A 26299-nucleotide genomic window follows, 5' to 3' on the forward strand; every position below is an offset into this window, starting at 1 on the left:
TTGTAAATGATTTCATGTAAATAGGAGGGACCCACGACAATATATAAACGAAAAAAGAAAAGCCTTAAGGTCTTGCCCTTAAAAACTTTTCCTTATTTCAATCAGGTTTCCTATTTAGTGAAGCTTGCAGGGAAGGACAGGATTTCAAACCCCCAGCCATCAAGCTGAACTTTAAGGTTTTCCGCTTCAGCTGCAAATTCTTTGTCTGTAAGCATATTCGTTACCTTAACACCCTTAAGCGGATAAGGCAATACAAATTCCGCGCTTTCATCCGCAGGGTTGGCGAGTACTATAATTGTTTTTTCATCATTGTATTTTCGGTAGGCAACTATATTAGGATTTGTCTGAACAAATTCAAATTGTCCTTCATTTGCGAGCAGCTTTTCTTCCTTCCGAACCTTAATAAGTTTTTGAATATGAGAAAACAATTCACGGTCCTGTTTTGCCTCATCCCATTCCATGCATTTTCTGCATCCGGGATCCATTACACCACTTAGTCCAATTTCATCTCCATAATATAGGCATGGTGAACCTATAAAGGTGAATAAAAGTGTGTAAATTAGCTTTACCCTGTCTTTATTTTCTTCACATTCCGTTAAAATCCTCGGTGTATCATGGCTTCCAACCAGATTGAATGCAGATTCATAGACATTGGCAGGATAGCTGTGAATTTCAGCGGTCATATTATTGGCGAACTCACTGCCGGTTATGGATTTTTTTGCAATTAAGTTTAGCAGGTTGGTGGTAAAAGGATAATTCATGACAGCATCAAATTGGTCTCCGCGCAGCCATGGCATTGAATTGTGCCAGACTTCACCCAATATATAGAGGTCTGGTTTGATGTTTTTTACAGTCTGCCTGAATTCACGCCAGAACTCATGGTCAACTTCATTTGCCACATCCAGCCGCCAGCCGTCTATATCAAACTCTTCAATCCAGTATCTGGCCACTTTGAGCAAATATTTTTTTACCTCTGGATTTTTTGTATTCAGTTTTGGCATCTGCTCTACAAAAGCGAAGGTTTCATAATTAGGGTACTCCCCGCCTCTCAGAGGGAAACTATGTGGATGGAACCAATCTTTATAAGGTGATTTTTCTCCCTTCTCAAGCACATCCTGAAATGGGGGGAAATAGTATCCGCTATGGTTAAAAACAGCATCTAGCATCACTTTAATATCCCGATCATGGCATTCTTTTACCAGTCTCTTTAAAGTATCCTTCGAACCAAACTGGGGATCAATTTCCAGATAGTCTATTGTATCATATTTATGGTTGGAAAATGCCTTAAAAACAGGTGTGAAATAGATGCCGGTAATGCCGAGTTCCACGAGATAGTCCAGATGTTCAATAATACCCTCAAAATCTCCGCCAAAAAAATTATTCTTAGAAGGCTCCTCACTTCCCCAGGGGAGAACACCTTTGGGGTCATTGTCCGGATTTCCGTTAGCAAATCTTTCCGGGAAAATTTGATACCAGACCGTATCCTTCACCCAGGATGGGGCTTGAAATACTTCTTCAGGATGCAGGTAGGGAAAGTTGAAATAATAACCTGAATCAGCAGGAGCCTCCTCGTAAAAGCCTTTTTCAGTCAAAATCAATTCTTCTTCACCGGACTTTAAGTGAAATCCGTATCGGGATCTTCTAAATGGCGGGTTCATATAGGCATGCCAATAATCATGAATCCCATCAGAACCTGATTTCTGCATACCTGTTTTTTCATACTGCCATTTACCATCCGCCCATAAGTACTGATCACCGTGCAGTAAAGTGACTTCAGAAATATCATCTTTCTTTGTTTGCAGTCTAATATGTAAGGTTTCCCTGTTGATAGGATAAACAAAATGATCAGCAGGGTAGTGTATGATGGCTGCCTTTTCCATTAAAATTCCCCTTTCAAAGTGCAATCGCTTGCATTATACCATATGAAAGAAGTGGGAATGTATAAATCATTTGCCTGTATGTTAAATTATTATTGTTCCAAAGTAAAAATATTAGAAAAAAATAGTTGTAAAAGCCCAAAAACCTTGTATAATAAAAATTAGAAATTGTGCAATCGTTTTCATTAAGCGGTTTCATTGATTAATAGTTTAGTTGATAGCGCTTGTTTAAGAGAAATAGATTAAGCGTTTACACTTTTGTGCAAACGGTTGTACTTTTTTCAAAAAGGATCACTATTATAGGAGGGTCAAGAATGAAAAGAGCATTATCATTATTTATGATGATCGTCTTGGTATTCGGAGTTTTAGCTGCGTGCGGTCCAAAAGATGAAGAAGAGACTGGCAGCAATGACAGCAAAACTGAAGGGGAATCTTCAAAACCTGAAAAGCTGATTGTCTGGGAAGATACAGATAAAGGATCAGCCTTAAAAGATGCTGCTGAAAAATTTGAAGCAGAGCATGGAATAAAAATTGAGTTTAAAGAATTAAACATTACAAAGATGCAAGAAAACCTTGCTCTTGACGGCAACACTGAAAATGCACCAGACGTTGTAACAATGTCACATGACGGTGTAGGACCGGCAATGGTTAAAGGCTACATTAAAGAACTGGAAGTTGATTCTGAAATCTTAGGACAGTTCACAGATTCTTCTGTAGACGCTCTTAAATATGAAGGAAAACTATACGGGCTTCCAAAAGCTACTGAAACACCAGTGTTTATTTACAATAAAGATCTGCTTCCTGAAGTTCCAGCTACAATGGAAGACTTATACACTAAATCAAAAGAAGTTACTAAAGACGGAAACTACGGTTTCCTTGCAATCTGGGATGATTTCTACCATGCTCACGGGGTGTTCGCTGGATTCGGCGGATATGTATTTGGTGAAAAAGACGGGAAAACAGATGTAACGGATATTGGTTTAAATAACGATTCAGCTGTAGAAGCAGCAGATTACATCAACAAGTGGTACGCAGAAGGCCTTTTCCCGAAAGGAATCATTGGAGAAAAATCTAATGATAATATGAATGGTCTTTTCAAAGAAGGAAAAGCTATTGCTGTGCAAAATGGTCCTTGGGCTTTTAAGGATTACAGTGATGCAGGCGTAAACTATGGGGTTGCGGCAATGCCGAAACTTCCTAATGGCGAGCCTGTTAAAACATTCATGGGTGTTAAAGGGTGGTTTGTAACAAACTTCAGCAAAAGCCCTGACTGGTCCCAAAAGTTTGTTGAATATATTACAAACGAAGAAAATGCAAAGAAACGCTTTGAATTAACTGGAGAAATTCCTCCATTGAAATCACTAATGGAAGATCCTGAATTCGTTAAGAATAACGAAGGTGCAGCTGCTGTAATGGAGCAATCCCAGTATGCAGTGCCAATGCCAAGTGTTCCTGAAATGGCAGAGGTTTGGGATCCTATGAAAAAAGCTGTTGAAACGATTGTAACCGGCAAATCAGAACCAAAACCTGCTCTGGATAACGCAGTTAAAACAATCGAACAGCAGATAGAAGCTAATCACAGCGGAAATTAATCAGCTGTTATTCAGTAAAAACCCAAAGAAGCGGTACTCCCAGTCATCGGGGTACTGCTTCCATTTTATTACCGATATATTTTGGGAATAGTATGATGTTGTAAAAAATATACCCCTTTAAGGGAAATGGCAGAAAGGGGAATCCTTTCAATGGAAGAAGTATACAAGTCTAATCACAGAAAGATCGCTGCTTGGCTATCGATCATCCCTGGTCTCGGCCAGATATACAACAGACAATTTATTAAAGGTATTGCTTTTTTAATATTATCGTTTTCATTTGTCATAGCTTTTAAAGATTTCCTGAATATTGGATTATGGGGTCTGGTAACCCTTGGGGAAAAATTGCCCCGTGATAACTCTATATTTTTACTAGTTTATGGAATCATTTCAGTGATTCTGATTTTCTTTGCAGCAGGGTTTGTTCTTTTCAGCCTGCGTGATGCCTATAAAAATGGAAAAAAACGAGACTTAAACCAGCCTTTAAGCTCGATAAAAGATCAATATCATACATTAATTGATGAAGGTTTCCCTTATCTGATGATTACTCCGGGATTTTTCCTTCTGGTTTTCGTTGTTATTTTACCTATCGTGTTCGTTTTGCTGCTGTCATTTACAAACTATAACCTTTATCACCAATGGCCAGCAAAGCTGATGGACTGGGTAGCTTTAGACAACTTTACACGTTTGGTAACCCTTGATATTTGGAGAGAAACGTTTGTAAGTGTTTTTGCCTGGACTGTCATCTGGACATTTGGCGCAACAACATTCCAAATTGCGCTGGGTATTTTCCTGGCTGTTTTAGTAAATCAAAAAGATCTTAAAGGAAAAGCCATTATCAGAACTATACTGATTCTTCCCTGGGCTGTTCCTGCTTTCGTATCCATTTTGATTTTCTCTGGATTATTTAATGAAACCTTTGGAGCTATAAACAATGTGGTTCTTGATGCAATCGGAATTGGACCTATTCCTTGGATGACAGAAGCTTTTTGGACCAGGGCAGCTTTGATTATGATACAGACATGGCTTGGTTTTCCGTTTATTTTTGCAATGGTTACAGGAGTCCTTCAGGCTATACCGGATGAACTGTATGAGGCTGCAACTGTAGACGGGGCAACAGCGTGGCAGAAGTTCAAAAACATTACGTTCCCTCTGATCATGTTCTCAATTGCACCAATCCTTATCACACAATATACCTTTAACTTTAATAACTTTAATATTATTTATTTGTTCAATATGGGAGGTCCGGCAATTTCGGGTCAAAATGCAGGGGGAACAGATATCTTAATTTCCTGGATTTATAACCTGACAGTTACGAAATCGGAATATGGAATGGCTGCCGCAATCACTATGATTCTCTCAGCTATTGTTATTTCAGTGGCACTGTGGCAATTCAAGAGAACAAAGGCATTCCAAGAGGAGGATATGATGTAAATGAGCACAAAAAGGCAGAAATTCATCAGGCTGTCACTGACTTATTTAGTGATTTTGTTTATGACAGTGATCATCGTCTATCCAATTCTATGGGCAATTGGAGCTTCTTTAACACCAGGAACAAGTTTAACGAACTCCTCTCTAATCCCAAAGAATGCTACATTTGATCATTATCGTACAATCTTTGATCCCGAACAGAGCAGCTACTTAATCTGGTATTGGAATACTTTGAAAATCTCTTTTATTACAATGACATTTTCTGTAATTGTCATTAGCCTGATGGCTTATTCATTTTCAAGGTACAGATTTGTTGGCCGGAAAAACGGCTTGACCACCTTCTTAATTTTACAGATGGTTCCGAACTTTGCTGCGCTTATTGCCATCTTTGTACTGGCTCAGGTTACAGGTCTCTTAGATTCACACTTTGGGCTTATTCTGATCTATGTCGGCGGTGCCATTCCGATGAATACATGGCTAATGAAAGGGTATTTGGACAGCATACCTAAAGAACTGGATGAAAGCGCAAGAATGGATGGAGCCGGCCACTTCCGAATTTTCTGGCAGATCATTATGCCGCTTGCAAAACCCATAGTTGCGGTAATTGCTTTGTTCACATTTATTGCGCCATTTACGGATTTTATTTTAGCAAAAGTAATGCTGAGATCTACGGAGAACTACACATTGGCAGTTGGATTATATGAACTGGTTTCCAGACAATATGGCGCAGAGTTTACCACTTTTGCAGCTGGTTCTGTGTTAATTGCTATCCCAATTTCAATCCTTTTCTTATCATTCCAGAAGTACTTTGTGTCTGGTTTGACGGCAGGGGGAACAAAAGGCTAATCTTAAAGGGCTGAAACTTTACGGGCCCGCTTTTATTTAATTGAAAACGGCCTGAAAATACAAAGGAGGAGCGGCGATGAAAAAAGGAGTATCCATCTTCATCTTAATCCCGTTTCTTCTTTTTTATGCCCTGCCTGTCGGAGCAATTGAAAAAGAAGAGCGTAAATGGCAAGATGAATCAATTTATTTCTTAATGGTGGATCGCTTTAATAATGGTGATTCCAATAATGATTATGAGGTTGATGTTAAAGATCCAAAAGCCTATCATGGCGGTGACTTTAAAGGAATTGCCGATAAGCTGGATTATATTAAGGATATGGGCTTTACTGCCATATGGCTAACGCCAGTCTTTGATAACGAATCTAAAGGCTATCATGGATATTGGATAAAGGATTTTTACAATACTGAAGAACATTTTGGAACCATCGAGGAATTTAAATCCCTTGTAAAAGAAGCGCATAAGAGGGATATGAAAGTGATTCTGGATTTTGTGGTTAATCATGTTGGCTACAATCACGAATGGTTGAACGATCCTGAGAAAAACGAATGGTTTCATGAAAAACAGGATATCCAAAACTGGGAAAACCAAACCGATCTGGAAAATGGGTGGATCTATGGATTGCCTGATTTAAACCAGGAAAATCCTGAGGTTAAAAATTATCTTATTGATGCAGCTAAATGGTGGATTAAAGAAACTGATATTGATGGATTACGGTTAGATACTGTTAAACATGTTTCCAAGGATTTTTGGACTGAATTTTCAAAGGAAGTAAAAAGCGAAAAAGAAGATTTTTATCTGCTGGGGGAAGTGTGGTCTGACAGTCCTGAATATATAGCGCAGTATGAGGAGACAGGTATTGATGGTTTTGTTGATTATCCTCTGAATGATTTTCTGCGTCCTGCTTTTGCCAAACCGGATCAATCATTGAGCTGGCTTTTCACTTCCTGGGATAGGAATAAATCCATCTATGAAAATCCTTATCTAATGGGGACATTTATGGATAACCATGATACTGTACGTTTTACCAGGGATGCAATAAGCCAAAACCAGCACCCGGGACCAAGGTGGAAACTGGCATTAACCTATTTATATACAAGCCCTGGAATTCCGATTATGTACTATGGAAGTGAGATTGCTCTTGACGGCGGCAATGATCCGGATAACAGAAGACAAATGGATTTCCGTACAGATAAAGAATTAATCGACTATATTACTAAGCTAGGTGAAGTCCGGCAGCAGCTTCCTTCTCTGACAAGAGGTACTATGGAATTGATAAAAGAAGACAATGGCTTCGCGGTATATAAACGTCAATTTGAAGATGAAACAGCCATTGTGGCTATCAATAATACAGCCGAATCACAGAAAGCAGTAATTGATAGTGACGTATTGGAAGACGGCAAAGAACTTCAAGGGATGCTTGCAGGAGATCTGGTATCCAGTAAGGATGGCAGTTATACATTGATTCTTGACCGTGAAGAAGCTGAAGTGTATGTCCTCAAGGAAAAGACCGGACTTAACATACCCTATATTGTATCAATTGCTGCTGTCTATACAGCATTTATGATTTTTATATATTTAATATGGAAGCGGTCTAAAAATAGAAATGCCAAGAAAGAATAGTGGTTCTGTATTAAAAGTCAATAAAACATGAACCAATTAGCGTCTTTTTGGTAAATGGAAGGAGCCCTTTTATGCTCGAAGATACAAGTTTTGCGATTCATCCAGATAACGAGAAAAAGATATTGGAGTCGGGGTTTCAGGATATCGGCAAATTCATCTCTTTAAATAAAGAAGAAAATGGAGTAGGGATTTCAACTGATTCAGGGGAATTGAAAGTTTTGATTTACAGGGAAGACATTGTTAGGTTTAACATTAATTTCTTTGGTGAGACACAGCAGGGAAACAGCCCTGCCATCGTCTCCAAACCTGTTAATACTGTGTTTACAGCAGTTGAAGAAGCTGATGTTATTCGAATCACAACTGATGCATTAAATATTATTATTAACAAATCTCCGATCAGAATTAATGTCTTAGACCGGACAGGTCGCTCGCTGGTAAATGAAAGCATAAAAGGGATGGGGTTCAAAAAAGCTTCCAAAGAAGTAATCTGTTTTAAAGAAATGGACGGAGCCGACTTTTTTTATGGTTTTGGTGAAAAAACGGGGTTTTTGAATAAACGGGGAGAAAAGCTTTTCATGTGGAATAGCGATGTTTATGCCCCCCATAACCCTGAGACCGATCCCTTATACCAGTCGGTTCCTTACTTTATGACACTTAGAGACGGCTATGCACATGGTTTATTTTTCAATAATACGTTCAAAAGCACATTCGATATGAAAACAGAAGAAACCGTCTACTCTTTTTCTGCTGAAGGCGGAAATATGGATTACTTTATCATGGCAGGGCCTTCGCCAAAGGATGTTCTGGAGCAATACACTTATCTGACTGGAAAAATGCCTCTGCCTCCGAAATGGGCAATTGGATATCACCAATCAAGATACAGTTATGAAACAGAAGCAGAGGTAAGAGAGCTCGCAAGTTCCTTCCTGGAAAAAGGCATCCCGCTTGATGTTATATATCTTGATATCCATTATATGGATGAATACAGAGTTTTTACATTTGATAAGAATCGTTTTCCTGATCCACAAAAATTAGTGCAGGATTTAAAAGAAAAGGGAATCAGGATAGTGCCTATTGTGGATCCGGGTGTTAAAGAAGATCCTGAATATCATGTATACCAGGAAGGAATCATGCAAGACCATTTCTGCAAGTATATTGAAGGGAATATCTATTTCGGTGATGTTTGGCCAGGCAAGAGTGCCTTCCCGGACTTTACTGATTCCAAAGTGCGCGAGTGGTGGGGTTCTAAGCATAAATTTTACAGTGATTTAGGAATTGAAGGCATCTGGAATGATATGAATGAACCGGCTGTCTTCAACGAGTCAAAGACAATGGATGTAAAAGTGATGCATCGGAATGACGGTGAACCTAAAACTCACCGGGAGCTTCATAATCTATATGGCCAGTATATGGGTGAAGCAACTTATAGCGGGATGAAGGACCTTTTAAATGGGAAGCGGCCATTCCTTTTGACAAGAGCAGGATATTCAGGTGTTCAAAGGTATGCAGCTGTATGGACAGGTGATAATCGTTCATTTTGGGAGCATTTGCAGATGTCACTTCCAATGGTCATGAACTTAGGCTTGTCAGGTATTCCTTTTTCCGGTCCGGATGTTGGAGGTTTTGCCCATGATTCCAATGGAGAACTTCTGGCGCGATGGACTCAGGTGGGAGCTTTCACGCCTTATTTCCGTAATCATAGTGCTCTTGGATTTATACGGCAGGAGCCATGGTCCTTTGGAGAGAAATATGAAAAAATTATTAAGAAATATATCGAAATAAGATATCAATGGCTGCCTCATTTGTACAATCTTTTTGCAGAAGCGAGCCGTAATGGTTTGCCGATTATGCGTCCACTTTTTATGGAGTATCCATACGATAAGAATACTTATAATTTATCAGATCAATTCATGATAGGGGACAATGTAATTTGTGCTCCGATCCTGCAGCCATCTCAAACCCGCAGATCAATCTATTTGCCAAAAGGCAAATGGGTTAATTATTGGACTGGTGAAATACTGGAAGGGCAAAAATATCATTTAATAGAAGCTGAATTGGATATACTTCCACTGTTTATTAAATCAGGATCCTTTATTGTTTTAGGAGAAACTAAGCAGTCCACAAACATACCTGATGCTAAACTATTTCTTCATTATTACTTTGAAGTTGGAGTGGATTCAACTTTTACTCTCTATGATGATGATGGAAATACATTTAATTATGAAGAAGGTGAATTTCTTCTCCACACATTCCATGCCGTTTGCGGCTCTAATCAATTACGTCTGGATATTGAGAAATCAGGAAATTACAAGCCGGATTGGACGCAAATTGAACTGATTGTTCATGGTGCAAATGAAGATTTTTCACTTATTATTAACGGTGAAGAGAAGGAATTGCAGAATAGAAACGGAGAAATTCATACTTTTGTTTTATAATAATAATTAACTATTAAGCGGCTCTGCAGAGAGGGTGATTCTATGGCAGTCACAATTAAAGATGTTGCGAAGATGGCAAAAGTAGCGCCTTCTACTGTTTCAAGGGTTATTGCCAACAATCCTCGCATCAGCGAGAAAACCAAGCAAAAAGTCAGAGAGGCAATGGAACAATTAGGATACCATCCGAATTTTATTGCCCGCAGTCTTGCAAGCCAGTCAACCCGCGCAATTGGACTGATAATGCCCAGTTCCACAGATGTTGTATTTCAGAATCCATTCTTCCCTACTGTACTTAGAGGTCTGAGTGAGGGTGCGCATGAAAGGCATTATGCCCTCCATATGACAACCGGAAAAACGGATGATGAAATCTATGAAGGCGTCATCCAGATGGTACAGGGCGGCCGGGTAGATGGAGTAATTTTGCTTTATTCAAAAGTGGAGGATAAAGTCCTTGCCTTCTTAAAAGAAAGAGATTTCCCGTTTGTGGTTATAGGCAAGCCGTTTTCAGATGAAGAAGAAATCACTTACGTGGATAATAATAATTTCCGTGCAGCCAAAGAGGTAACGGAATACTTGATTAAGCTTGGCCATAAGCAAATCGCATTTGTCGGGGGAAATTTGAATTTAACCGTTACAGTTGAACGCCTTCTTGGCTATGAAAAAGCTTTAAGGGATGCTGGCATTGAACTTGTAAATGAATATATTGTTCATGAGGAGTTCTTAAAAGAAGGAGGCCAGGAGGCTGTCAGAGGCCTCATCTCCCTTGATAAACCTCCAACCGCCCTTGTGGTTGCCGACGACTTAATGGCATTAGGCGTCCTGAATACATTGGATGAATTGGGAATAAAAGTTCCTGAGGATATGTCAATCATCAGCTTTAATAACGTGCTGTTAGCTGAAATGTCCAGACCCCCGCTGACTTCTGTCGATATCAACATTTTCGATTTGGGATTTGAATCTGCCAGAAGTCTCATATACAGAATTGAAAACCCTCGGGAGCCAGTAAAGCGCATTATTATTCCACATAAAATTGTAAAACGCTGTTCATGCAGCAGCCCGCTAACTGAAGATCCAGAGATAGTATCATAAAAAAAGGGAAGCCTGCTGCAGGCTTTCCTTTCATTTTGTTTATCGCAGTCTAACGGGCAGTAAGACCCCCACTTTAAGACTCAGAGTAATCAAAATAGGATAAGTGAGGGTCAAACTGCCCAATCCAGCTGCGGCTCCCAGGGGCTCGAGGTCATAAGCCAATCAGCGGATGGGAAGAAAAGCACTTCCCGCCATCTGCTCGTCTTATGCTTGTCACCCCTGGGCAAGTCGCCTCGCTTTATAATGTAAAGGCCCAAAAAACGAACAAAGACTAAGAAAGCCACGTCCTCGCAAAAGCTGCCGCTTTCGGTCGTGCGGTGTATCGCTACCGTAGTTCCTTGTCCTGTGGCAACGTCTTTGTGACCCACTTCCTCCCAAAAGCTGACGCATTTGGTCGTGCGATGCTCATGCTGACGAAGCCTTCCTTGTCCTGTGGGCCTCAACTAACTATCAGTGGGGGATAAAGAGAACCCCCGCTGATTGAAGTTTCACTTTACCCATTTACAATTGTTCCGCCGTTGACATGGATCATCTGGCCACTCACATAAGATGAATCATCACTGGCCAGATAGACATAGGCCGGAGCCAGTTCATAAGGCTGTCCTGCTCTGCCTATTGGAGTATTTGATCCAAATTTTGATACCTTATCGGCTGTGAATGTAGATGGAATAAGCGGTGTCCAAATAGGTCCTGGAGCCACTCCATTTACGCGAATTCCCTGTCCAGCCAGCGATTTGGCCAATGAGCGTGTGAAGGAGACTATCGCTCCTTTTGTAGAAGAATAGTCGATTAGCTGTTCGTTTCCTTCATAAGCGGTTATTGATGCAGTATTGATGATGGAGCTTCCTTTTTTCAGGTGTGGCAGTACTGCCTTTGTCAGATGGAAAAAAGAAAAGATGTTTGTTCGGAATGTTTTTTCAAGCTGTTCAGCAGTGATATCAAGCAGGCTTTTTTGAGGGTGCTGCTCGGCTGCATTATTCACCAGTACATCGATTTGACCAAATTTATCAAGTGTTTTACTGACTGCATCCTTACAGAATGTTTCGCTTCCGATATCACCGGAGATCAGCAGGCATTCCTGGCCCTCAGCCTGGATGGCCTCTTTAGTCTTTTCTGCGTCTTCTTGTTCTTCCAGATAGACAATCGCGACGCTGGCTCCTTCTTTGGCAAAATAAATGGCGGCTGATTTACCTATGCCGCTGTCTCCGCCTGTTATTAAAACAACTTTTCCTTTTAATTTATCAGAACCTTTATAATTGGGATCCACCGTTTGGGGCTCAGGCTGCATTGGCGCCTCTGTCCCGGGCTGATGATCCTGATGCTGAGGCGGAAATTCCTGTGGTTTGTTTTGAGTATTAGACATTTACAATATCCCTCCAAATCATTAATACTCTTCTAATTCCATTTTATTATGATAAAAAAACATGGAAATTATTTGCATCACTCTTATATAATGGATTTAAAAAGAGTGGGGGAACAGGAATTGGAGATTCGATCAGCTGCCAAAAGTGATGCGGAAGCCATTCTCGCTCATTGCCGGAAGGCTTTTGGAGAAACGGATTTTTTAATGACCGAGGCGGATGAGTTTAATTTAACAATTGAAGAAGAAGAAGCGTGGATTGAGCGGAGTATTAGAACTGGGGATCTTATTTTAGTAGCGGAAGTTGGCAACAAAGTGGTTGGAATGCTGAACTTTCGGCGGTCAAAAAGCAAAAAAGTGAACCATCTGGGTTATTTCGGCATCACAATACAGGAGAAGCATTGCAACCGGGGGCTGGGAAGCAAAATGATGAAACAATTCCTGAAATGGGCGGAGGAAGAACCTGGTCTGGAAAAAATATGCCTTGAGGTTTTTGCATATAATGAGAGGGCTATCCACCTGTACAGGCAATTCGGATTTCAGGAGGAAGGCCGCAAAGTCAAACATATAAAAAGAAAAGATGGGACCTATGCAGATGAATTGCTGATGTATAAATTTGTTAAATAGCTGCAGCATGAATGGATAAACTAAACGAACAAAAAAGCAAACGGAGTTTTCCGTTTGCTTTTTTTAGCGATAGTTAACGAATTGAACATCAACTGTCAAATCTGCCTCTTTAACAGCAGCAATAATCTTCTGCAGGTCATCGCGGTTTTTGCCGGTCACACGTACCTGATCATCCTGAACCTGGCTCTTCACCTTTAATCCGCTGTTTTTAATCAGGGTATTGATCTTCTTGGCATTTTCTTTATCAATGCCTTGGACAAGCTTTGCCCTTTGGCGGACCGTTCCGCCTGATGCTCCCTCAATCTTGCTGTAATCAAGATTTTTTACAGGAATGCCCCGTTTAATTAACTTGCCTAATAAAACATCCTTAAGCTGGTCAAGCTTAAATTCATCATCAGATAGAAGCACAAGCTCCTCTTTATCAAGCTTTATATCACTTTTGCTGCCTTTAAAGTCATAGCGGGTGGAAATTTCCTTCATGGCAATATTAATGGCATTGGTTACTTCAGAAAAGTCAACTTTAGATACAATATCAAATGAGCTTTCTTTAGACATGACAGCCTCCTTGGCGATAACAATTTAAGTTTCACTTCTTGTCCTTATTATAGTAAAATATAGCAGTTCAAACAACTTTAGGAGTTATGTGATCTTTTTTGGGAAAGATTTAATATAATGAATATTTGCTGTTTACTGCTGAGAAGGAGGAAAAGAGATGGCTATAGAAGAGAATTTGGGCCGTGCTGTTAAGCTGATCGTTTCAAGGGAAGCGGCATTTGGCTATTTTTTGACAGATGGAGAGGAGGATGTTCTTCTTCATCAGAATGAGACGGATGAAAAGCTCGAAGAAGGGCAGGAGGTTGAGGCTTTCCTTTACATGGACTCACAGGGAAGAATCGCAGCAACAACTGTCATTCCCGAGGTTCAGGCTGGTACATATGGATGGGCACATGTAAGCGATGTAAAGCCCGGCATCGGTGTATTTATCAATATTGGCATTCAGAAAGACATGCTCCTTGGGGAGGAGGATCTTCCTGTCCACGAAGCTGTGTGGCCGATTGAAGGAGATAGATTATACATTACACTCCGGGTAAATAAGAATAACAGAATTTATGTAAAAATGGCTACTGATCCTGTCATTACCGATATTTCAATTAAAGCAACCAAAAGTGAATATAATAAGAATATTCACGGACATATTTATAGAACCGCAAAGGTGGGAAGCTGGATTTATACAGCTGAGGGCTTTAAAGGCTTTATCCATGAATCCCAGCGAAAAAGAGAGCCCCGTCTTGGAGAGAAAGTGGAAGGCCGCATAGTTGATGTGAAAGAAGATGGGACAGTGAATGTTTCTCTCATTCCAAGAAAGCATGAAGCACTTGATGATGATTCCGAAAAAATCATCTCTTATCTTGAAAGCCGAAGCGGTGCGATGCCATATGGCGATAAAAGTGCCCCGGAAGATATCCAGGAGCGTTTTCAGTTAAGCAAAGCTTCTTTTAAAAGAGCTTTGGGCCGGCTTATGAAGGAAGGCAGGATTTATCAGGAAGAAGGCTGGACATATATTAAGAAAGACTAATCAACTGCAAAAAGTAATAAAACGGACAAGCCAATGCTTGCCCGTTTTATTATTAAAGATGATCTGTCTTTTTGGAATATTGGTTTTTCCCGGCTTTACGGTTTTTCTCGCGCATCATATTTTTTTCGTGGAGAAGTGCATTATTATCTTTCGCTTTCTTATCATTATCGGAAGTATGCGGCATAATAAAAATACTCCTTTCATACTGATGGGTTTAGCCTTCAGGAATATAACTGAAGTACAGTTATATTGTCTGTCAGAATGAAATGGAGTATGTATCCCGCACTTATGGTTTAAATTTGCTTAAAGTAGAATATCGCTATAGACCCTGGGCCTGTATGAGCCCCGATTGCGGAGCCAATGGATGTAATATATACTTCTTTGGCATTAAGCTCGTCCAGTATCAGCTTTTTCATTTCAAGAGCTGTGGCTTCATCATCGGCATGGCTGATGCCGACAGTCTGCATCTCAAAGGAAGTCCCATTTTCTTTCATCAGCTCAATAATGCGGCGAAGCAGCTTTTTCTTGCCGCGCAGTTTCTCAATCGGCACAAGTTTTCCATCTTCTACTGTTAAAAGAGGTTTAATATTCAAAAGTCCGCCAAGAAATGCCGAGGCTTTCGAAACGCGGCCGCCCTTTGCGAGGTATTCAAGATCATTTACCGTAAATAAGCTCTCGAGGTTCCGGCAGTGATATTCGATTACTTTCTGGAGGTCTTCCTTGGATGCGCCTGATTGCGCAGCAGCTGCAGCAGCCTTCACAATTAATCCATATCCCAATGAAGCAGCCTTGGAATCGATGATGGTTAATTGGAAATCGGGGTATTTCTCTTTTACTTGCTCAAGGATCATGACAGCGGTCTGATATGTACCCGAAAGTTCGGAGGAAAAAGCAATATAAATGCCATCTTCATTGTTTTCTGCCATTTTATTGAACGTTTCTTCAAAAAGAAGAGGGGATGCCTGAGATGTTTTAGGCATTTGGCCTTCCCGTATAGCTCTATAAACTTCCTTAGGTTCTATGGTGACTAAATCTTCATATTCTCCATCATTCAGTTGGACTTGTAACGGGAAAAGTGTGACGCCATGTTCTTTATAAAAGCTAAGCGGCAAGTCACACGCACTGTCAGCTAGAATTTTTACTGACATTATCTTTCACCTGCTTTCAAACTATATGAATTCAGTTTATAGAAATCAAGGAGAAAAAACAATGAATTGTGTTGAAAATGCACCTTATTGGGGTAAAGAAACTATAAAAATTCAGGGGGTAAAAAATGGTTTGGCTAGAAACTAAGAAAGTTTTTATTGTTTTGATTGGCGCGATATTGAATGCTGTCGCGATGAATTTTTTTCTGATACCCGCTAATGTATATGCAAGCGGTTTTACAGGGGTGGCACAGCTCTTATCAAGCATTCTGGGTGATTTCGGATCAACAGGGATATTGCTGTTCATTCTGAACATTCCTGTTACCATATTGGCCTGGAAAAAGGTTGGCCGTTCGTTTACGATTTATAGTTTTTTAAGTGTCTTCCTGATGTCTTTCTTCCTTGAAGTGATACCTGTAATCCACGTATCAAAAGATATCTTGCTTAATGCCGTTTTCGGAGGTGTCATAGCAGCTGTAGGTGTAGGGATTACACTTAAATGGGGGGCATCCACAGGAGGAATGGATATCATAGCGATGGTCTTGTCACGTATGAAAGACAAACCAGTCGGTACATATTTCTTCACTCTTAATGCCATTATTATTATTACAGCAGGTTTTTTGTATGGCTGGGAAAAAGCGCTATACACTCTTGTAACCCTTTATGCTTCTACCAGGGTTATTGATGCTATCCACACCAGACATGAAAAACTTACAGCTCTGATCATCACGAAAAAATCCGAAGAAATGAAAAAAGCGATCCATGACCATCTTGTCAGGGGAATAACAACCTTTCCTGCAAAGGGAGCTTTTACAAATGAAAATAAGGAAATGATGATGATTGTCATCACCCGCTATGAGTTATTTGACCTTGAAAGAATCATAAAAGAAGTGGATCCGAATGCTTTTACAAATATTGTTCAAACAACGGGTGTATATGGTTTCTTCCGCAGGGATTAAATGAATGGAGGGATGAAGGATGCTTCGGCTCTTGGCTGCTGCTGTAATTATCTTCACTATGCCTATGCAAAGTTTTGAAGCTTCTGTAAAGGAAATGCCTTTTGATTTTAATGTAAAGCCTCAAGCAGGACAGGAAACACTAAAGATCGATTTGCTTCTGAGGAATAAGGCCAATTATCCGCTGAGCTTTGAGTTTGGATCCTCTCAGTTTTATGAAGTGGAGATTTTCACTCAAAAAGGCGAAAAGGTATATTCCTCCTCAGAAGGAAAAGCATTTTTACAGGCTATCCAAACCATTGCCGTGAACCCGGATGATAGCAAGGTATGGGAAGAGCAGTGGGATTACAGGCATAAAGGGAAAAGAGTTCAGGAGGGAGAGTACATAGTAAAAGCCAGGCTTCTGGCATCAAACTTAAATGGCAAAAAGCTGGAGACAAAACCTGAATCTGAAGCATCTGTTTATATCCCGGGCCCAAATCCTTCCTTTAGCCAGGCAAAGGTTTCAGGCAGGAACGGGGAATATATCATATTATTTAAAGCTCGCCCAAAAAACGGAAAGCTATGGTATACAGTTGAAGACGGCCATAATGAGCTGCAGTCTGAAAAGTCCATAGTGGCTTCATCAAATGATTGGAAGAGTTTTAGGATAAAAATAAGCCTTCCTTCTGAAAACATCCCTGAAAACGGAACAGTGGTCTTGCATTTATTTGAAAAAAATGTAAACGGAGATATCATAAACTCCTTTCCTGTTATCCTGGAAAGCAGTTAAAAAGAGCTGGCAGCCATTGAGGCCGCCAGCTTTTTTTAGCGATACTGCGAATATTGTTCAAGTTCCTGCTGCATCTCCCGGAGCTGTGCCTGTTCAGCTGCAGTGGAGTTGGCAAATGCAGAACTTAAAGCATTTTTCGCTCGGGAAACAGTTTCTTCGCCTGCAGAATTTTTGGCTATTTCCACATATTTTCTGGCTTCCTGAAATAATCTGTTTCCCATCGCTATATTCCTCCGAGGGACGATTCTTTCACATTTGCTAGTTTTTGGGCTTCCGCCTCAGCATAGGTCATGTGGTACGGGATACGCTCATCATGCTTACTAACAGTATCTGCACCCTGTTGAACGAAGCGTTTTGATTTATTACGTTTACCCATTCGAATCCCCTCCATGAAAGAGTTTGAAGCCGCAATTGGGCTGCTTCATCTTTAGTATGCTCTAAAGGAAGCATTTAAAAAGGGGATTTAATGGTTTCAAATTAATTATTCTTGGTCAGCTGCTTAAAGAGCTTTAAGATTTAATAAGTCATTTAGATAAATGCCGATTCCATCTTCCTCATTGGTTAATGTGACCTCTTTGGCAATATTTTTCACCTGGTCGATCGCATTGCCCATGGCAATCCCGTAGCCTGCAAATTCAAGCATTTCGAGATCATTGTCCTCATCGCCAAAAGCAATGATCCGCTCGGGCGGTATTTGGAAATAATCGGCTGCTTTTTTGAGGCCAACAGCTTTATTAAGTCCCGTTTTCACGATTTCAATGACATGCCAGGGAGCCGCCCATCTGCGGTGGTCAATTACTTCTGCATGGACTTCGGAAAGATGATTTCTGATGGATTTTACATGCTCCTCATCAGTATGTATGAGCATGCTTGTCGGATTATCTTTTAAGTAACTGCGCAAATCTCCGGTCGTAATATTCGGATCGCCAAAACCGAAGATGTCGAGAAGCTTCTCATCATGATAGTGCAAATAAACATCATCAATAACTTCTGCCACGATATTATGAATAGTATAGCTATTAACGGCTTCGACAATTTCCTTTGCCACGTTCATTTGCAGTGGTGTGTGGTAAACACCCCAATTATGGTCTTTAGGATGATGTATGTATGCACCATTGAAATTGACAATCGGCGTAGTCAAATCCATTTCACGATAGTAAATTTCACTCGAGCGAAATGGCCTTCCAGTGGCAATCATTACTTCATGCCCTTGTTCACGTGCCTTTTGAATAATCATTTTAGTTTTAGCAGAGATGGTTTTGTCATCTTTTAATAATGTGCCATCAAGGTCCAGTGCAATTAAATGTTTTTCAGCCATAAGATCTCCTTCTAAGCGCTCAGCACTTTTATAATAATAATGTAATTGCAGCCAGCGGACTGCAGCGCATTGCTTATATTGAAGTATGCCCCGCTTTTGTTCTAAGTGTAAAGGTTTTGGAAAAGAAAAGTCCACATGTTAAACTGAAAATATAGAAAGAATTTACATAAAGACAAGAGCTTAAGCTTTTACAAAATCATTTTATACATATATGTTATCAATATTATTATAATTTTGTAAAAAAGTTCATCTTGGTACAACAGGTTTAGGAGGAAAAATTGTGGTTGTTATTGAACATAAGCTAATCAGAGAAATTCCTGTTCTTGAACTTGCCAGACAGGAAATAAAAGGGGAACCCCTGCCTTTTATCATTTTTGTTCATGGTTTTACAAGTGCCAAAGAACATAATCTGCATTATGCCTATCTCCTTGCAGAAAAGGGGTTTAGGGTAGTGCTGGCGGACACCTTATTTCATGGGGAAAGATCAGAGGGCTTATCAGGCAGCGATTTAAACTTCAAGCTTTGGGATATTGTTCTGAATACCATTGCGGAATTGAACATAATCAGGAATGTCTATGAGGATTGGGACCTGATTGATGAGGGAAGAATAGGACTTGTGGGCACCTCCATGGGGGGAATAGTCACTTTGGGCGCCCTGACACAGTATGAATGGGTCAAAACTGCAGTTAGCCTTATGGGTATGCCGTATTATGAAAAGTTTGCTCAGCTTCAGCTCGATGAACTGAAGAAAAATAATATTAAGGTTCCGCTCACAAATGAAGAACTGGCAGATCTTCTGAGAATCCTTAGGGAGCGGGATCTGAGCCTTCAGCCAGAAAAGCTTGGCGGAAGGCCGCTCATGTTCTGGCATGGTAAAAAGGACCCGGTTGTTCCTTATTCCTATACATACCAATTTTATGAGACCATTCAGCCCCTGTATAGTGACTCACCTGAAAACCTCCTGTTTATATCAGATGAACAGGCGGGGCATAAAGTCAGCAGGGAGGGGCTGCTTGAAACAGTTAAATGGTTTGAGGAACATTTATAACCTGTATTTTTTCATTTCATTTAAATTTTTGTTAAGATAAAGATAGTAAATAATGAAGGAGTGCTGCAGATATGGATCAGGATTTAAAAGACAGCATTATGGGTGCACTGGAGCTTGTAGTAGACCCTGAGCTGGGGATAGACATTGTAAACTTAGGCTTGGTATATGATGTGAAAATGGAAGAAGAAGGGAAAGCTATAGTTGATATGACTCTTACTTCCATGGGCTGTCCCTTGGCAGGCACAATTGTTGAACAAGTAAAGTCAGCGCTGGCAGATATCCCTGAAGTAAAAGACACTGAAGTGAATATTGTCTGGAACCCGCCTTGGTCCAAGGACAAAATGTCCCGCTATGCAAAAATTGCACTTGGCGTACGGTAAAATTTAAGCTCAAAACAGCAGGAGTATCTCCTGCTGTTTTTTTTGTGCCCTTGTGAGGTAGTTCACTTATTTCACATGCCGATTATCCTATAATAACAATGGAAAGACAAAATATGGTTTGCTTTGCGTTGACAAATGGCCGGGAGTCAGGCCATCAAGGAGGCATTTCTAATGGGATTTGATAGGGATTTTAATAAAGACCCTTTTATTGTGATATGGGAATTAACAAGGGCATGCCAGCTAAAATGTCTGCATTGCCGTGCGGAAGCACAGTACAGGAGAGATCCGAGAGAACTTTCCTTTGAAGAAGGGAAGGCCCTGATTGACCAAATCAGGGAAATGAATAACCCTATGCTTGTGTTTACGGGTGGAGATCCATTAATGAGGCAGGATGTATTCGACATTGCCGAATATGCGGTAAAAAAGGGCGTTCGTGTTTCCATGACGCCCAGTGCGACACCAAATGTAACAAAAGAAGCTATTGAAAAAGCCAAACAGGTCGGCTTAGCTCGATGGGCGTTCAGTCTTGATGGCCCAAATGCAGAAATTCACGACCACTTTAGAGGGACTTCCGGTTCCTTCGATTTAACGATTGAAAGGATTAAATATCTGCACGAGCTTGAAATTCCAGTCCAGATTAATACAGTGATCTCGCGCTATAATATCGATTACCTGGAGGAGATGGCCAAGGTTGTAGAAGAACTCAAATGTGTTCTATGGAGTGTGTTTTTCCTCGTCCCAACAGGGAGAGGGCAGGAAAAAGATATGATCTCACCGGTTGAGCATGAGAAGGTATTTACATGGCTGTATAACTTAAGCAAAAAGGTTTCCTTCGATATTAAGACAACAGCTGCCCAGCATTATCGCCGAGTAGTCATTCAGCAAAAAATGAAGGAAGCAAAAGCTCAAAATGAAGATATTCAATATCTCGATGCACTTACACAGCAGGGGCTGACGGGTTCTATAGATGGTTTAGGCAGGGCGCCTAAAGGAGTAAATGACGGAAACGGGTTTGTTTTCATTTCACACATTGGGGACGTTTATCCAAGCGGGCTTTTGCCTGTTAAAGCAGGAAATGTAAGGGAACAGCCCCTCGCTGAAATATACAGGGAATCGCCCATTTTTAAAGATCTCAGAAATCCTGATAAATACAAAGGGAAATGCGGTCAATGTGAATTCCGGTATGTGTGCGGAGGATCAAGGTCACGTGCATTTGCCATGACAGGGGATTATATGGAGAGCGAACCGTTTTGTGTATATATTCCTAAGGCACTTAGAAAGAAAGCAGCAAAAGCATAAAGGAATAAGGAGTGCATCATGACTGCACTCCTATTCAATGCTGCAGTATACGGCAGGGCAATTTTCACAGCCTATTTCATTTTTTAAATACTGAAGATCTTTAACTGTAATTTTTCCATTCATAATTGAAATAATTCCTTCCTTCTTCAGTTCGCCGAGTATCCGGTTGGTACTCTCTCTGGAGGTGCCGCAAAAATTTCCAAGTTCCTGATTCGTAAGTGGCAGATCAATGAGTATGCCGCCATTCACCTTTACGCCATAGCTGTTAGTCATTCTGATAAGAGTTGAATACAGGGCACCTTTTTTTCCATTAAGCACAAGGTCTCTGAATTTGGTCTGTGTATTGCGGAAATGGTCGCTCATCCATTTCATAAATTCATAGGCCAGAGTACTATTTTTAAAAATCTCCTTTTCCAGGACATCTTTTTTTATCACAGCTACCTCACCAGCTTCAAGAACTAAAGCATTCAATAAATATTTTGGGTCACTGGTAAATAAGGTCAGCTCACCAATGATTTCATTTTCTCCGCATAACCTGAAGGTGAGTTCCCTGCCATCTGCTGTTATCTTACTGATTTGAATCTTGCCGGAAAGGATGATATATAGCTCATCAGCATCCATGCCTTCCTGAAAAATATAAGCCCCTTTCTGTGTTTTCATATGCCGGTCAGCGAAATGAAGAAGCTCTTTAATCTCAATGGAATGTGTCTGTTTAATGGCTGTATGAGCCATGGTAATCCTCCTTCATAAAACAGCTGTCTTTTCTCACAATAATATCATTTGTATAGTGAAAACATTGCCGGCTTTTGTGTCTTTATTGTGGCATTTTCTATAGAAATGGTCGCTCTTAACTTATAAACAGCAATTCCCTATTAACATTGCAGCGATTGTATGTTCTAATAGTAAAAGCCCTTAATTTGAGATACTGGGTTATTTCTGTTATTTTAAGGGAAAGGCTAAAATATACATCTGTATAGAAAGCTTAATAAAGTCACTCTTTAAATGGAGTTGAACGAAATGGCTAAAACGATTATTAAAGATAAATTGAATAGACCTTTAAGAGACCTGCGCATTTCTGTCATTGACCGCTGTAATTTCCGCTGCCAATATTGCATGCCGGCAGAAATCTTCGGTCCTGATTTTGCTTTTCTTCCAAAAAGCGAGCTGCTCAGCTATGAAGAAATTGAAAGGCTGGCTAAAATTTTCATAAGCCTTGGAGTGGAGAAGATCAGGTTAACAGGCGGGGAGCCCCTTATGAGAAAGGACATGCCTAAACTTGTCAAAATGCTTTCAGATATTGAGGGATTAAAAGATATTGGACTAACCACCAACGGCGTATTGCTTCCCAAACATGCGAAGGACTTAAAGGAAGCAGGACTGCTGAGGGTTAACATCAGTCTTGACAGTCTGGATGATGAGCTTTTCGGACAAATCAACGGACGCAATGTGGGTGTCAAACCAGTCATTAAAGGGATTGAAGCAGCAAAAGAAGCAGGACTTGGGGTGAAGATCAATATGGTCGTCAAAAAAGGCCTGAATGATTCTGAAATTGTCCCTATGGCTAAGTTCTGTAAAGATAACGGCTTACAGCTGCGCTTTATTGAATACATGGATGTCGGCAGCACGAACGGCTGGAAAATGGATGAGGTAGTAACTAAAAAAGAGATTTATGAGCTCTTAAAGGAACACTATTTATTAGAGCCGGTAGATCCGGATTATTTCGGAGAGGTGGCTAAGCGGTACCGCTATAAAGGCACCGATGTAGATGTTGGGTTTATTACATCTGTTTCTGAATCCTTCTGTTCAAGCTGCACTCGTTCAAGATTGTCAGCAAACGGCCAAATTTTCACATGCCTATTTAATGGTGAAGGGCACGATTTAAAGGAATTTATGAGAAAAGGCGCTACTGACGAAGAAATTACCGATCGGATTATTAAGATTTGGAATGGCAGAAAAGACAGGTACTCAGACGAACGGACAGAAGAAACCGCTGCAAACAGGAAAAAGATTGAAATGTCCTATATTGGGGGATGAAAAAGCATGCTTTGCTGTGTCATGAGAAATAGGCACAGCGGGCAGGCTTTTATTTTTGCCGTTTGAATGCACAAAAAATCTGCAGCCGATATTGGCTGCAGATAATGAGTGTTTAAATATATCGAGGAAAAAGAATATTATTTTCCAGGTGAACATGCATAAACGTTTGGCTTTCCAAATCTTCAAGCCGCTTATATACAAGACGGTAAGAACCGCATGCATCAGCTGGAGGAGTAAAATCAGCTGTAATTTCCCTCAATTCCTTTAAGATTGAACCTGCATGATCATGCTCCTTCTCAAGCTCCCGGATATAGCTGATGATTTCTTCGCGATTTTCAACTTTAGGATCTTCAAGCTTCAGCAGAAGTGGAAAAACTGACTCTTCTTCTTTGGAAGTATGTTCAAGAAGTTCGTGCTTCAATTCAAAGAATAATTGATGGACTTTAAGAAGCTCCTCATGGCTTTCTCCATGAACTCTTGATACCTTTGTTACATATGGGCTTAATTGTGATAGTTCTTCTTCAAGAGGACGATGATATCGATTAATGACATGTTCAATAATGTCATCTGTTGTACTATCTGTCCAAACCTCTAAATCATCAGTTTGGTTTTCCTTTTGAATTACTTCGTTTAATTCGCTAATCAGGACGTTCATATCCGCTGACTGGTCTGAAACAGCACGCGCAAGCGGAATATTTCCGCCGCAGCAAAAATCAATGCGATGACGTTTAAAAACATCGCTTGTCTTTGGAAATTCATTTACGATATCTTTTACGAGACGATCTTCTGTAATTTGTATAGTCATTGAATTTTCCTCCTTCTATCTTGTGAACTATCTAAAGAATAAACGAATTTCCTTTTTAATTTGGTGATGGGCATCACACTTGCAGGCTTTTTATAAAGTTTTTTGGGTAAAACTCTGCATAGATGAAAACTGAAAGTGTGATAATTGTCATGTTATGGATTTTCATGTACGTTTATAATAATTGAATTAGAAAATACATTAAGAAAAGTACATAGGAGCTGATATCATGCTGGAAAAAAGAACTCCCATTCCTGTTGCTGAAGCCGTAAAAAAAATCATGGCATATCAATTAAACGGAAGTTCGGAATACGTATCTATTAATGAAAGCAGCGGCCGTTTTCTGGCGGAAGATTTAAAAGCGACACATGATGTCCCTCATTTTGATCGATCACCATATGACGGTTTTGCTGTCCGTTCTGCAGATACAAAGGAAGCTTCAATGGAAAATCCCGTCGTATTTGAGGTGGTAGACCACATTGGGGCGGGGCATGTGACTTCTAAAAACATTGGTCCATTCCAGGCTGTTAGGATTATGACGGGGGCGCAAATGCCTCAGGAATGTGATGCTGTTGTAATGCTTGAACTGGCAAAAGCATATGAAGAAGACGGTAAGAATTATATGTCCATAAAGCGATCCTATAAACCGGGAGACAATGTTTCCTTCAAAGGAGAAGATGCAAAAAAAGGAGATTCATTAGTTAAAAAGGGGACAAAGATCAATCCCGGAATTCAGGCCATTCTCGCAACCTTTGGTTATGCAGAAGTGCCTGTTGCCAAAAAGCCTGTTATTGGATTATTTGCAACAGGAACTGAACTATTGGAAGTCCATGAACCGCTGGAGCCGGGGAAAATTAGAAACAGCAATGCTCATATGATTACAGCGCAAATTGAACGGGCCGGCGCGGAAGTTATTTATTATGGAAAGCTTCCTGACGAATTTGATACATGTTTTAATGCTGTGAAAGAAGCATTGAACAATGTGGATATGCTGATCACTACAGGCGGTGTATCTGTGGGCGATTTTGATTATCTGCCGGGCATTTATGAAAAGCTTGAGGCTGAGGTGCTGTTCAATAAAGTTGCCATGAGGCCAGGCAGTGTGACGACTGTTGCCCAGCATGAAGGAAAGCTTCTGTTTGGGCTTTCGGGAAATCCTTCTGCCTGTTATGTCGGGTTTGAACTTTTTACAAGACCAGTCATCCGAAAAATGCTTTTCTCTGAGAAACCGCATTTAAGGAAAGAAACTGCTGAATTGGTGGCAGAATTTCCAAAAGCAAACCCGTTTACACGATTTGTCAGGACGTCTGTTAATTATTTGTCAGGACGACTGGTGGCAGCACCAAGCGGAGTGGATAAATCAAACATTGTGATGAGTCTTGCCGGTGCGAATTCGCTAATGATTCTGCCAGGCGGAACGAGAGGCTATGGCAAGGGTGACACCGTTGAAGTGCTATTGCTTGAGGACCATGAAGGAAGCGAATGGCCATGGTAAAGGAACCTGTTATCTTTCAGGTATCCGGCTATCAAAACAGCGGAAAAACAACGTTAATAAATAAATTAATTTCCGGATTAAAAGAGAAAGGGCTTTCTGTCATTACCATTAAACATCATGGTCATGGCGGCAAACCTGAAACCCCGGAAGGAAAGGATTCCACAAGCCATATTGAATCAGGGGCTGCAGCTTCACTTGTAGAAGGGGGAGGCAGACTGCTACTGCATGCTGAAAAGAAAAGCTGGAGCCTGGAGGAGCAGGTAAGCATTGTGCTGCAGATGCATCCGGACGTGGTGCTAATTGAAGGTCATAAAAAGGCATCATATTCTAAGGTTCTCTTGCTAAAAAGTAATGAAGATATGCATCTTTTGAAGGAATTGACAAATATATGTGCAGTGATCAGCTGGGATGATAACGTAATAAAACTAAACGATGCAAATTTTGAAGCACCGTTTTTCAGCATTGGTGATCCTAAAGGCCCTGATTGGATCGTTGAGTATTTAGTGAGCGAAAGAATGAAATAAAGTGAAACTTCAATCAGTGGGGGGGTTCCTTATCCCCCACTGATTGTTAGTCGCGTTCTAGTGTCGCTAAGATCT

27 protein-coding genes are annotated in these 26299 nt (G+C 40.5%); 16 read left to right on the top strand and 11 right to left on the bottom strand.

Annotated features, from left to right (window positions below):
- Nucleotides 1-110: 110 nt before the first annotated feature.
- The gene (locus BK139_RS17310) at nt 111-1880 is read right to left on the bottom strand and encodes an alpha-glycosidase (protein ID WP_076261242.1); all 1770 of its coding nucleotides are present in this window, start codon (nt 1878-1880) and stop codon (nt 111-113) included.
- 311 nt (nt 1881-2191) lie between these two features.
- Here BK139_RS17310 and BK139_RS17315 point away from each other — a divergent pair, with 311 nt between their 5' ends.
- The 6 genes from BK139_RS17315 (at nt 2192) to BK139_RS17340 (ending at nt 10888) form a co-directional block, all read left to right on the top strand.
- Nucleotides 2192-3469, top strand: coding sequence for an extracellular solute-binding protein (locus tag BK139_RS17315; RefSeq protein ID WP_076261244.1), 1278 nt, complete (start codon nt 2192-2194; stop codon nt 3467-3469).
- A gap of 126 nt (nt 3470-3595) precedes the next feature.
- Nucleotides 3596-4900, top strand: coding sequence for an ABC transporter permease subunit (locus tag BK139_RS17320; RefSeq protein ID WP_386852630.1), 1305 nt, complete (start codon nt 3596-3598; stop codon nt 4898-4900).
- On the top strand, nt 4901-5743 hold the full coding sequence (locus tag BK139_RS17325) for a sugar ABC transporter permease (protein WP_061794119.1): 843 nt from the start codon (nt 4901-4903) through the stop codon (nt 5741-5743). It begins immediately after the preceding gene.
- Nucleotides 5744-5819: 76 nt separating this feature from the next.
- Nucleotides 5820-7364 (top strand): alpha-amylase family glycosyl hydrolase, encoded by a 1545-nt coding sequence (locus BK139_RS17330; protein ID WP_076261247.1) that lies wholly within the window; start codon nt 5820-5822, stop codon nt 7362-7364.
- Nucleotides 7365-7435: 71 nt separating this feature from the next.
- The gene (locus BK139_RS17335) at nt 7436-9799 is read left to right on the top strand and encodes a glycoside hydrolase family 31 protein (protein ID WP_076261249.1); all 2364 of its coding nucleotides are present in this window, start codon (nt 7436-7438) and stop codon (nt 9797-9799) included.
- A 42-nt stretch (nt 9800-9841) separates the two neighbouring features.
- Nucleotides 9842-10888, top strand: a complete 1047-nt coding sequence (locus BK139_RS17340; protein ID WP_076261251.1) for a LacI family DNA-binding transcriptional regulator — start codon at nt 9842-9844, stop codon at nt 10886-10888.
- Between the two features lie 110 nt (nt 10889-10998).
- Here BK139_RS17340 and BK139_RS17345 read toward each other — a convergent pair whose 3' ends face one another.
- Both BK139_RS17345 and BK139_RS17350 read right to left on the bottom strand, forming a co-directional pair.
- Nucleotides 10999-11256, bottom strand: a complete 258-nt coding sequence (locus BK139_RS17345) for a hypothetical protein (RefSeq protein WP_076261253.1) — start codon at nt 11254-11256, stop codon at nt 10999-11001.
- Nucleotides 11257-11381: 125 nt separating this feature from the next.
- Nucleotides 11382-12251 (bottom strand): SDR family oxidoreductase, encoded by an 870-nt coding sequence (locus BK139_RS17350; RefSeq protein WP_076261255.1) that lies wholly within the window; start codon nt 12249-12251, stop codon nt 11382-11384.
- A gap of 120 nt (nt 12252-12371) precedes the next feature.
- Between BK139_RS17350 and BK139_RS17355 the strand changes: the two genes are divergently transcribed.
- Nucleotides 12372-12875 (top strand): GNAT family N-acetyltransferase, encoded by a 504-nt coding sequence (locus BK139_RS17355; RefSeq protein WP_083675398.1) that lies wholly within the window; start codon nt 12372-12374, stop codon nt 12873-12875.
- Nucleotides 12876-12938: 63 nt separating this feature from the next.
- Here BK139_RS17355 and BK139_RS17360 read toward each other — a convergent pair whose 3' ends face one another.
- Complete coding sequence (locus tag BK139_RS17360) at nt 12939-13430, bottom strand: YajQ family cyclic di-GMP-binding protein (protein WP_035327116.1); 492 nt, start codon at nt 13428-13430, stop codon at nt 12939-12941.
- A gap of 157 nt (nt 13431-13587) precedes the next feature.
- Here BK139_RS17360 and BK139_RS17365 point away from each other — a divergent pair, with 157 nt between their 5' ends.
- Nucleotides 13588-14451: a CvfB family protein gene (locus BK139_RS17365; RefSeq protein ID WP_076261259.1), complete on the top strand. Its 864-nt coding sequence runs from the start codon at nt 13588-13590 to the stop codon at nt 14449-14451.
- Nucleotides 14452-14503: 52 nt separating this feature from the next.
- Here the strand turns inward: BK139_RS17365 and BK139_RS17370 are convergent, their stop codons facing one another.
- Together BK139_RS17370 and BK139_RS17375 are read right to left on the bottom strand one after the other, a co-directional pair.
- Entirely contained in the window at nt 14504-14635 is a 132-nt protein-coding gene (locus BK139_RS17370) for a DUF3941 domain-containing protein (RefSeq protein WP_009331260.1), read from the bottom strand.
- A gap of 109 nt (nt 14636-14744) precedes the next feature.
- Nucleotides 14745-15599 (bottom strand): DegV family protein, encoded by an 855-nt coding sequence (locus tag BK139_RS17375; protein WP_076261261.1) that lies wholly within the window; start codon nt 15597-15599, stop codon nt 14745-14747.
- A gap of 125 nt (nt 15600-15724) precedes the next feature.
- On the opposite strand from BK139_RS17375, the gene BK139_RS17380 reads away from it, so the two are divergent.
- A complete protein-coding gene (locus BK139_RS17380; protein ID WP_076261263.1) occupies nt 15725-16555 on the top strand; it encodes a YitT family protein in 831 nt (276 codons plus the stop codon).
- Nucleotides 16556-16574: 19 nt separating this feature from the next.
- On the top strand, nt 16575-17324 hold the full coding sequence (locus BK139_RS17385) for a BsuPI-related putative proteinase inhibitor (protein ID WP_076261265.1): 750 nt from the start codon (nt 16575-16577) through the stop codon (nt 17322-17324).
- 35 nt (nt 17325-17359) lie between these two features.
- On the opposite strand, the gene BK139_RS17390 is transcribed toward BK139_RS17385, so the two are convergent.
- The 3 genes from BK139_RS17390 to BK139_RS17395 form a co-directional block, all read right to left on the bottom strand.
- Nucleotides 17360-17545: a DUF3813 domain-containing protein gene (locus tag BK139_RS17390; RefSeq protein WP_048011909.1), complete on the bottom strand. Its 186-nt coding sequence runs from the start codon at nt 17543-17545 to the stop codon at nt 17360-17362.
- Between the two features lie 2 nt (nt 17546-17547).
- Complete coding sequence (locus BK139_RS24085) at nt 17548-17700, bottom strand: hypothetical protein (RefSeq protein WP_174750431.1); 153 nt, start codon at nt 17698-17700, stop codon at nt 17548-17550.
- A gap of 123 nt (nt 17701-17823) precedes the next feature.
- Entirely contained in the window at nt 17824-18642 is an 819-nt protein-coding gene (locus tag BK139_RS17395; protein WP_076261267.1) for a Cof-type HAD-IIB family hydrolase, read from the bottom strand.
- 280 nt (nt 18643-18922) lie between these two features.
- On the opposite strand from BK139_RS17395, the gene BK139_RS17400 reads away from it, so the two are divergent.
- The 3 genes from BK139_RS17400 to BK139_RS17410 all read left to right on the top strand — a co-directional run bounded on the left by BK139_RS17400 (nt 18923) and on the right by BK139_RS17410 (nt 21369).
- The gene (locus tag BK139_RS17400) at nt 18923-19690 is read left to right on the top strand and encodes an alpha/beta fold hydrolase (RefSeq protein WP_076261269.1); all 768 of its coding nucleotides are present in this window, start codon (nt 18923-18925) and stop codon (nt 19688-19690) included.
- A gap of 71 nt (nt 19691-19761) precedes the next feature.
- The gene (locus BK139_RS17405; RefSeq protein WP_048011912.1) at nt 19762-20070 is read left to right on the top strand and encodes a metal-sulfur cluster assembly factor; all 309 of its coding nucleotides are present in this window, start codon (nt 19762-19764) and stop codon (nt 20068-20070) included.
- Nucleotides 20071-20241: 171 nt separating this feature from the next.
- Complete coding sequence (locus BK139_RS17410; protein WP_076261271.1) at nt 20242-21369, top strand: TIGR04053 family radical SAM/SPASM domain-containing protein; 1128 nt, start codon at nt 20242-20244, stop codon at nt 21367-21369.
- Between the two features lie 30 nt (nt 21370-21399).
- Here the strand turns inward: BK139_RS17410 and BK139_RS17415 are convergent, their stop codons facing one another.
- Nucleotides 21400-22101: a Crp/Fnr family transcriptional regulator gene (locus tag BK139_RS17415; RefSeq protein ID WP_076261273.1), complete on the bottom strand. Its 702-nt coding sequence runs from the start codon at nt 22099-22101 to the stop codon at nt 21400-21402.
- Nucleotides 22102-22386: 285 nt separating this feature from the next.
- On the opposite strand from BK139_RS17415, the gene moaA reads away from it, so the two are divergent.
- Nucleotides 22387-23403, top strand: coding sequence for a GTP 3',8-cyclase MoaA (moaA, locus tag BK139_RS17420; protein ID WP_076261274.1), 1017 nt, complete (start codon nt 22387-22389; stop codon nt 23401-23403).
- Nucleotides 23404-23515: 112 nt separating this feature from the next.
- Here the strand turns inward: moaA and ric are convergent, their stop codons facing one another.
- A complete protein-coding gene (gene ric, locus BK139_RS17425; protein WP_076261276.1) occupies nt 23516-24208 on the bottom strand; it encodes an iron-sulfur cluster repair di-iron protein in 693 nt (230 codons plus the stop codon).
- A 226-nt stretch (nt 24209-24434) separates the two neighbouring features.
- On the opposite strand from ric, the gene BK139_RS17430 reads away from it, so the two are divergent.
- Entirely contained in the window at nt 24435-25700 is a 1266-nt protein-coding gene (locus tag BK139_RS17430; RefSeq protein ID WP_076261278.1) for a molybdopterin molybdotransferase MoeA, read from the top strand.
- Nucleotides 25694-26224 carry a molybdopterin-guanine dinucleotide biosynthesis protein B gene (gene mobB, locus BK139_RS17435; protein WP_286149047.1) on the top strand — a complete coding sequence of 177 codons (531 nt, stop codon included), beginning with the start codon at nt 25694-25696 and terminating at the stop codon, nt 26222-26224. The genes BK139_RS17430 and mobB overlap by 7 nt, the downstream gene beginning before the upstream one ends.
- The last annotated feature ends 75 nt before the right edge of the window (nt 26225-26299 follow it).

The sequence above is a fragment of the Paenibacillus sp. FSL R5-0490 genome (genome assembly GCF_001956215.1).
GTDB lineage: Bacteria > Bacillota > Bacilli > Bacillales > Cytobacillaceae > Cytobacillus.

Excerpts from the sequence above, each read along its gene's own strand:
- BK139_RS17315 (WP_076261244.1), top strand. The coding sequence starts at position 2,192 with ATGAAAAGAGCATTATCATTATTTATGATGATCGTCTTGGTATTCGGA.
- BK139_RS17380 (WP_076261263.1), top strand. The coding sequence starts at position 15,725 with ATGGTTTGGCTAGAAACTAAGAAAGTTTTTATTGTTTTGATTGGCGCG.
- BK139_RS17385 (WP_076261265.1), top strand. The coding sequence starts at position 16,575 with ATGCTTCGGCTCTTGGCTGCTGCTGTAATTATCTTCACTATGCCTATG.
- BK139_RS17325 (WP_061794119.1), top strand. The coding sequence starts at position 4,901 with ATGAGCACAAAAAGGCAGAAATTCATCAGGCTGTCACTGACTTATTTA.
- BK139_RS17405 (WP_048011912.1), top strand. The coding sequence starts at position 19,762 with ATGGATCAGGATTTAAAAGACAGCATTATGGGTGCACTGGAGCTTGTA.
- BK139_RS17395 (WP_076261267.1), bottom strand. The coding sequence starts at position 18,642 with ATGGCTGAAAAACATTTAATTGCACTGGACCTTGATGGCACATTATTA.
- ric (WP_076261276.1), bottom strand. The coding sequence starts at position 24,208 with ATGACTATACAAATTACAGAAGATCGTCTCGTAAAAGATATCGTAAAT.
- BK139_RS17320 (WP_386852630.1), top strand. The coding sequence starts at position 3,596 with ATGGCAGAAAGGGGAATCCTTTCAATGGAAGAAGTATACAAGTCTAAT.
- BK139_RS17350 (WP_076261255.1), bottom strand. The coding sequence starts at position 12,251 with ATGTCTAATACTCAAAACAAACCACAGGAATTTCCGCCTCAGCATCAG.
- BK139_RS17340 (WP_076261251.1), top strand. The coding sequence starts at position 9,842 with ATGGCAGTCACAATTAAAGATGTTGCGAAGATGGCAAAAGTAGCGCCT.
- BK139_RS17430 (WP_076261278.1), top strand. The coding sequence starts at position 24,435 with ATGCTGGAAAAAAGAACTCCCATTCCTGTTGCTGAAGCCGTAAAAAAA.
- BK139_RS17410 (WP_076261271.1), top strand. The coding sequence starts at position 20,242 with ATGGGATTTGATAGGGATTTTAATAAAGACCCTTTTATTGTGATATGG.
- BK139_RS17330 (WP_076261247.1), top strand. The coding sequence starts at position 5,820 with ATGAAAAAAGGAGTATCCATCTTCATCTTAATCCCGTTTCTTCTTTTT.
- BK139_RS17335 (WP_076261249.1), top strand. The coding sequence starts at position 7,436 with ATGCTCGAAGATACAAGTTTTGCGATTCATCCAGATAACGAGAAAAAG.
- BK139_RS17370 (WP_009331260.1), bottom strand. The coding sequence starts at position 14,635 with ATGCCGCATACTTCCGATAATGATAAGAAAGCGAAAGATAATAATGCA.
- BK139_RS17415 (WP_076261273.1), bottom strand. The coding sequence starts at position 22,101 with ATGGCTCATACAGCCATTAAACAGACACATTCCATTGAGATTAAAGAG.
- moaA (WP_076261274.1), top strand. The coding sequence starts at position 22,387 with ATGGCTAAAACGATTATTAAAGATAAATTGAATAGACCTTTAAGAGAC.
- BK139_RS17310 (WP_076261242.1), bottom strand. The coding sequence starts at position 1,880 with ATGGAAAAGGCAGCCATCATACACTACCCTGCTGATCATTTTGTTTAT.
- BK139_RS24085 (WP_174750431.1), bottom strand. The coding sequence starts at position 17,700 with ATGGGTAAACGTAATAAATCAAAACGCTTCGTTCAACAGGGTGCAGAT.
- BK139_RS17375 (WP_076261261.1), bottom strand. The coding sequence starts at position 15,599 with ATGTCAGTAAAAATTCTAGCTGACAGTGCGTGTGACTTGCCGCTTAGC.
- BK139_RS17365 (WP_076261259.1), top strand. The coding sequence starts at position 13,588 with ATGGCTATAGAAGAGAATTTGGGCCGTGCTGTTAAGCTGATCGTTTCA.
- BK139_RS17360 (WP_035327116.1), bottom strand. The coding sequence starts at position 13,430 with ATGTCTAAAGAAAGCTCATTTGATATTGTATCTAAAGTTGACTTTTCT.
- BK139_RS17390 (WP_048011909.1), bottom strand. The coding sequence starts at position 17,545 with ATGGGAAACAGATTATTTCAGGAAGCCAGAAAATATGTGGAAATAGCC.
- mobB (WP_286149047.1), top strand. The coding sequence starts at position 25,694 with ATGGTAAAGGAACCTGTTATCTTTCAGGTATCCGGCTATCAAAACAGC.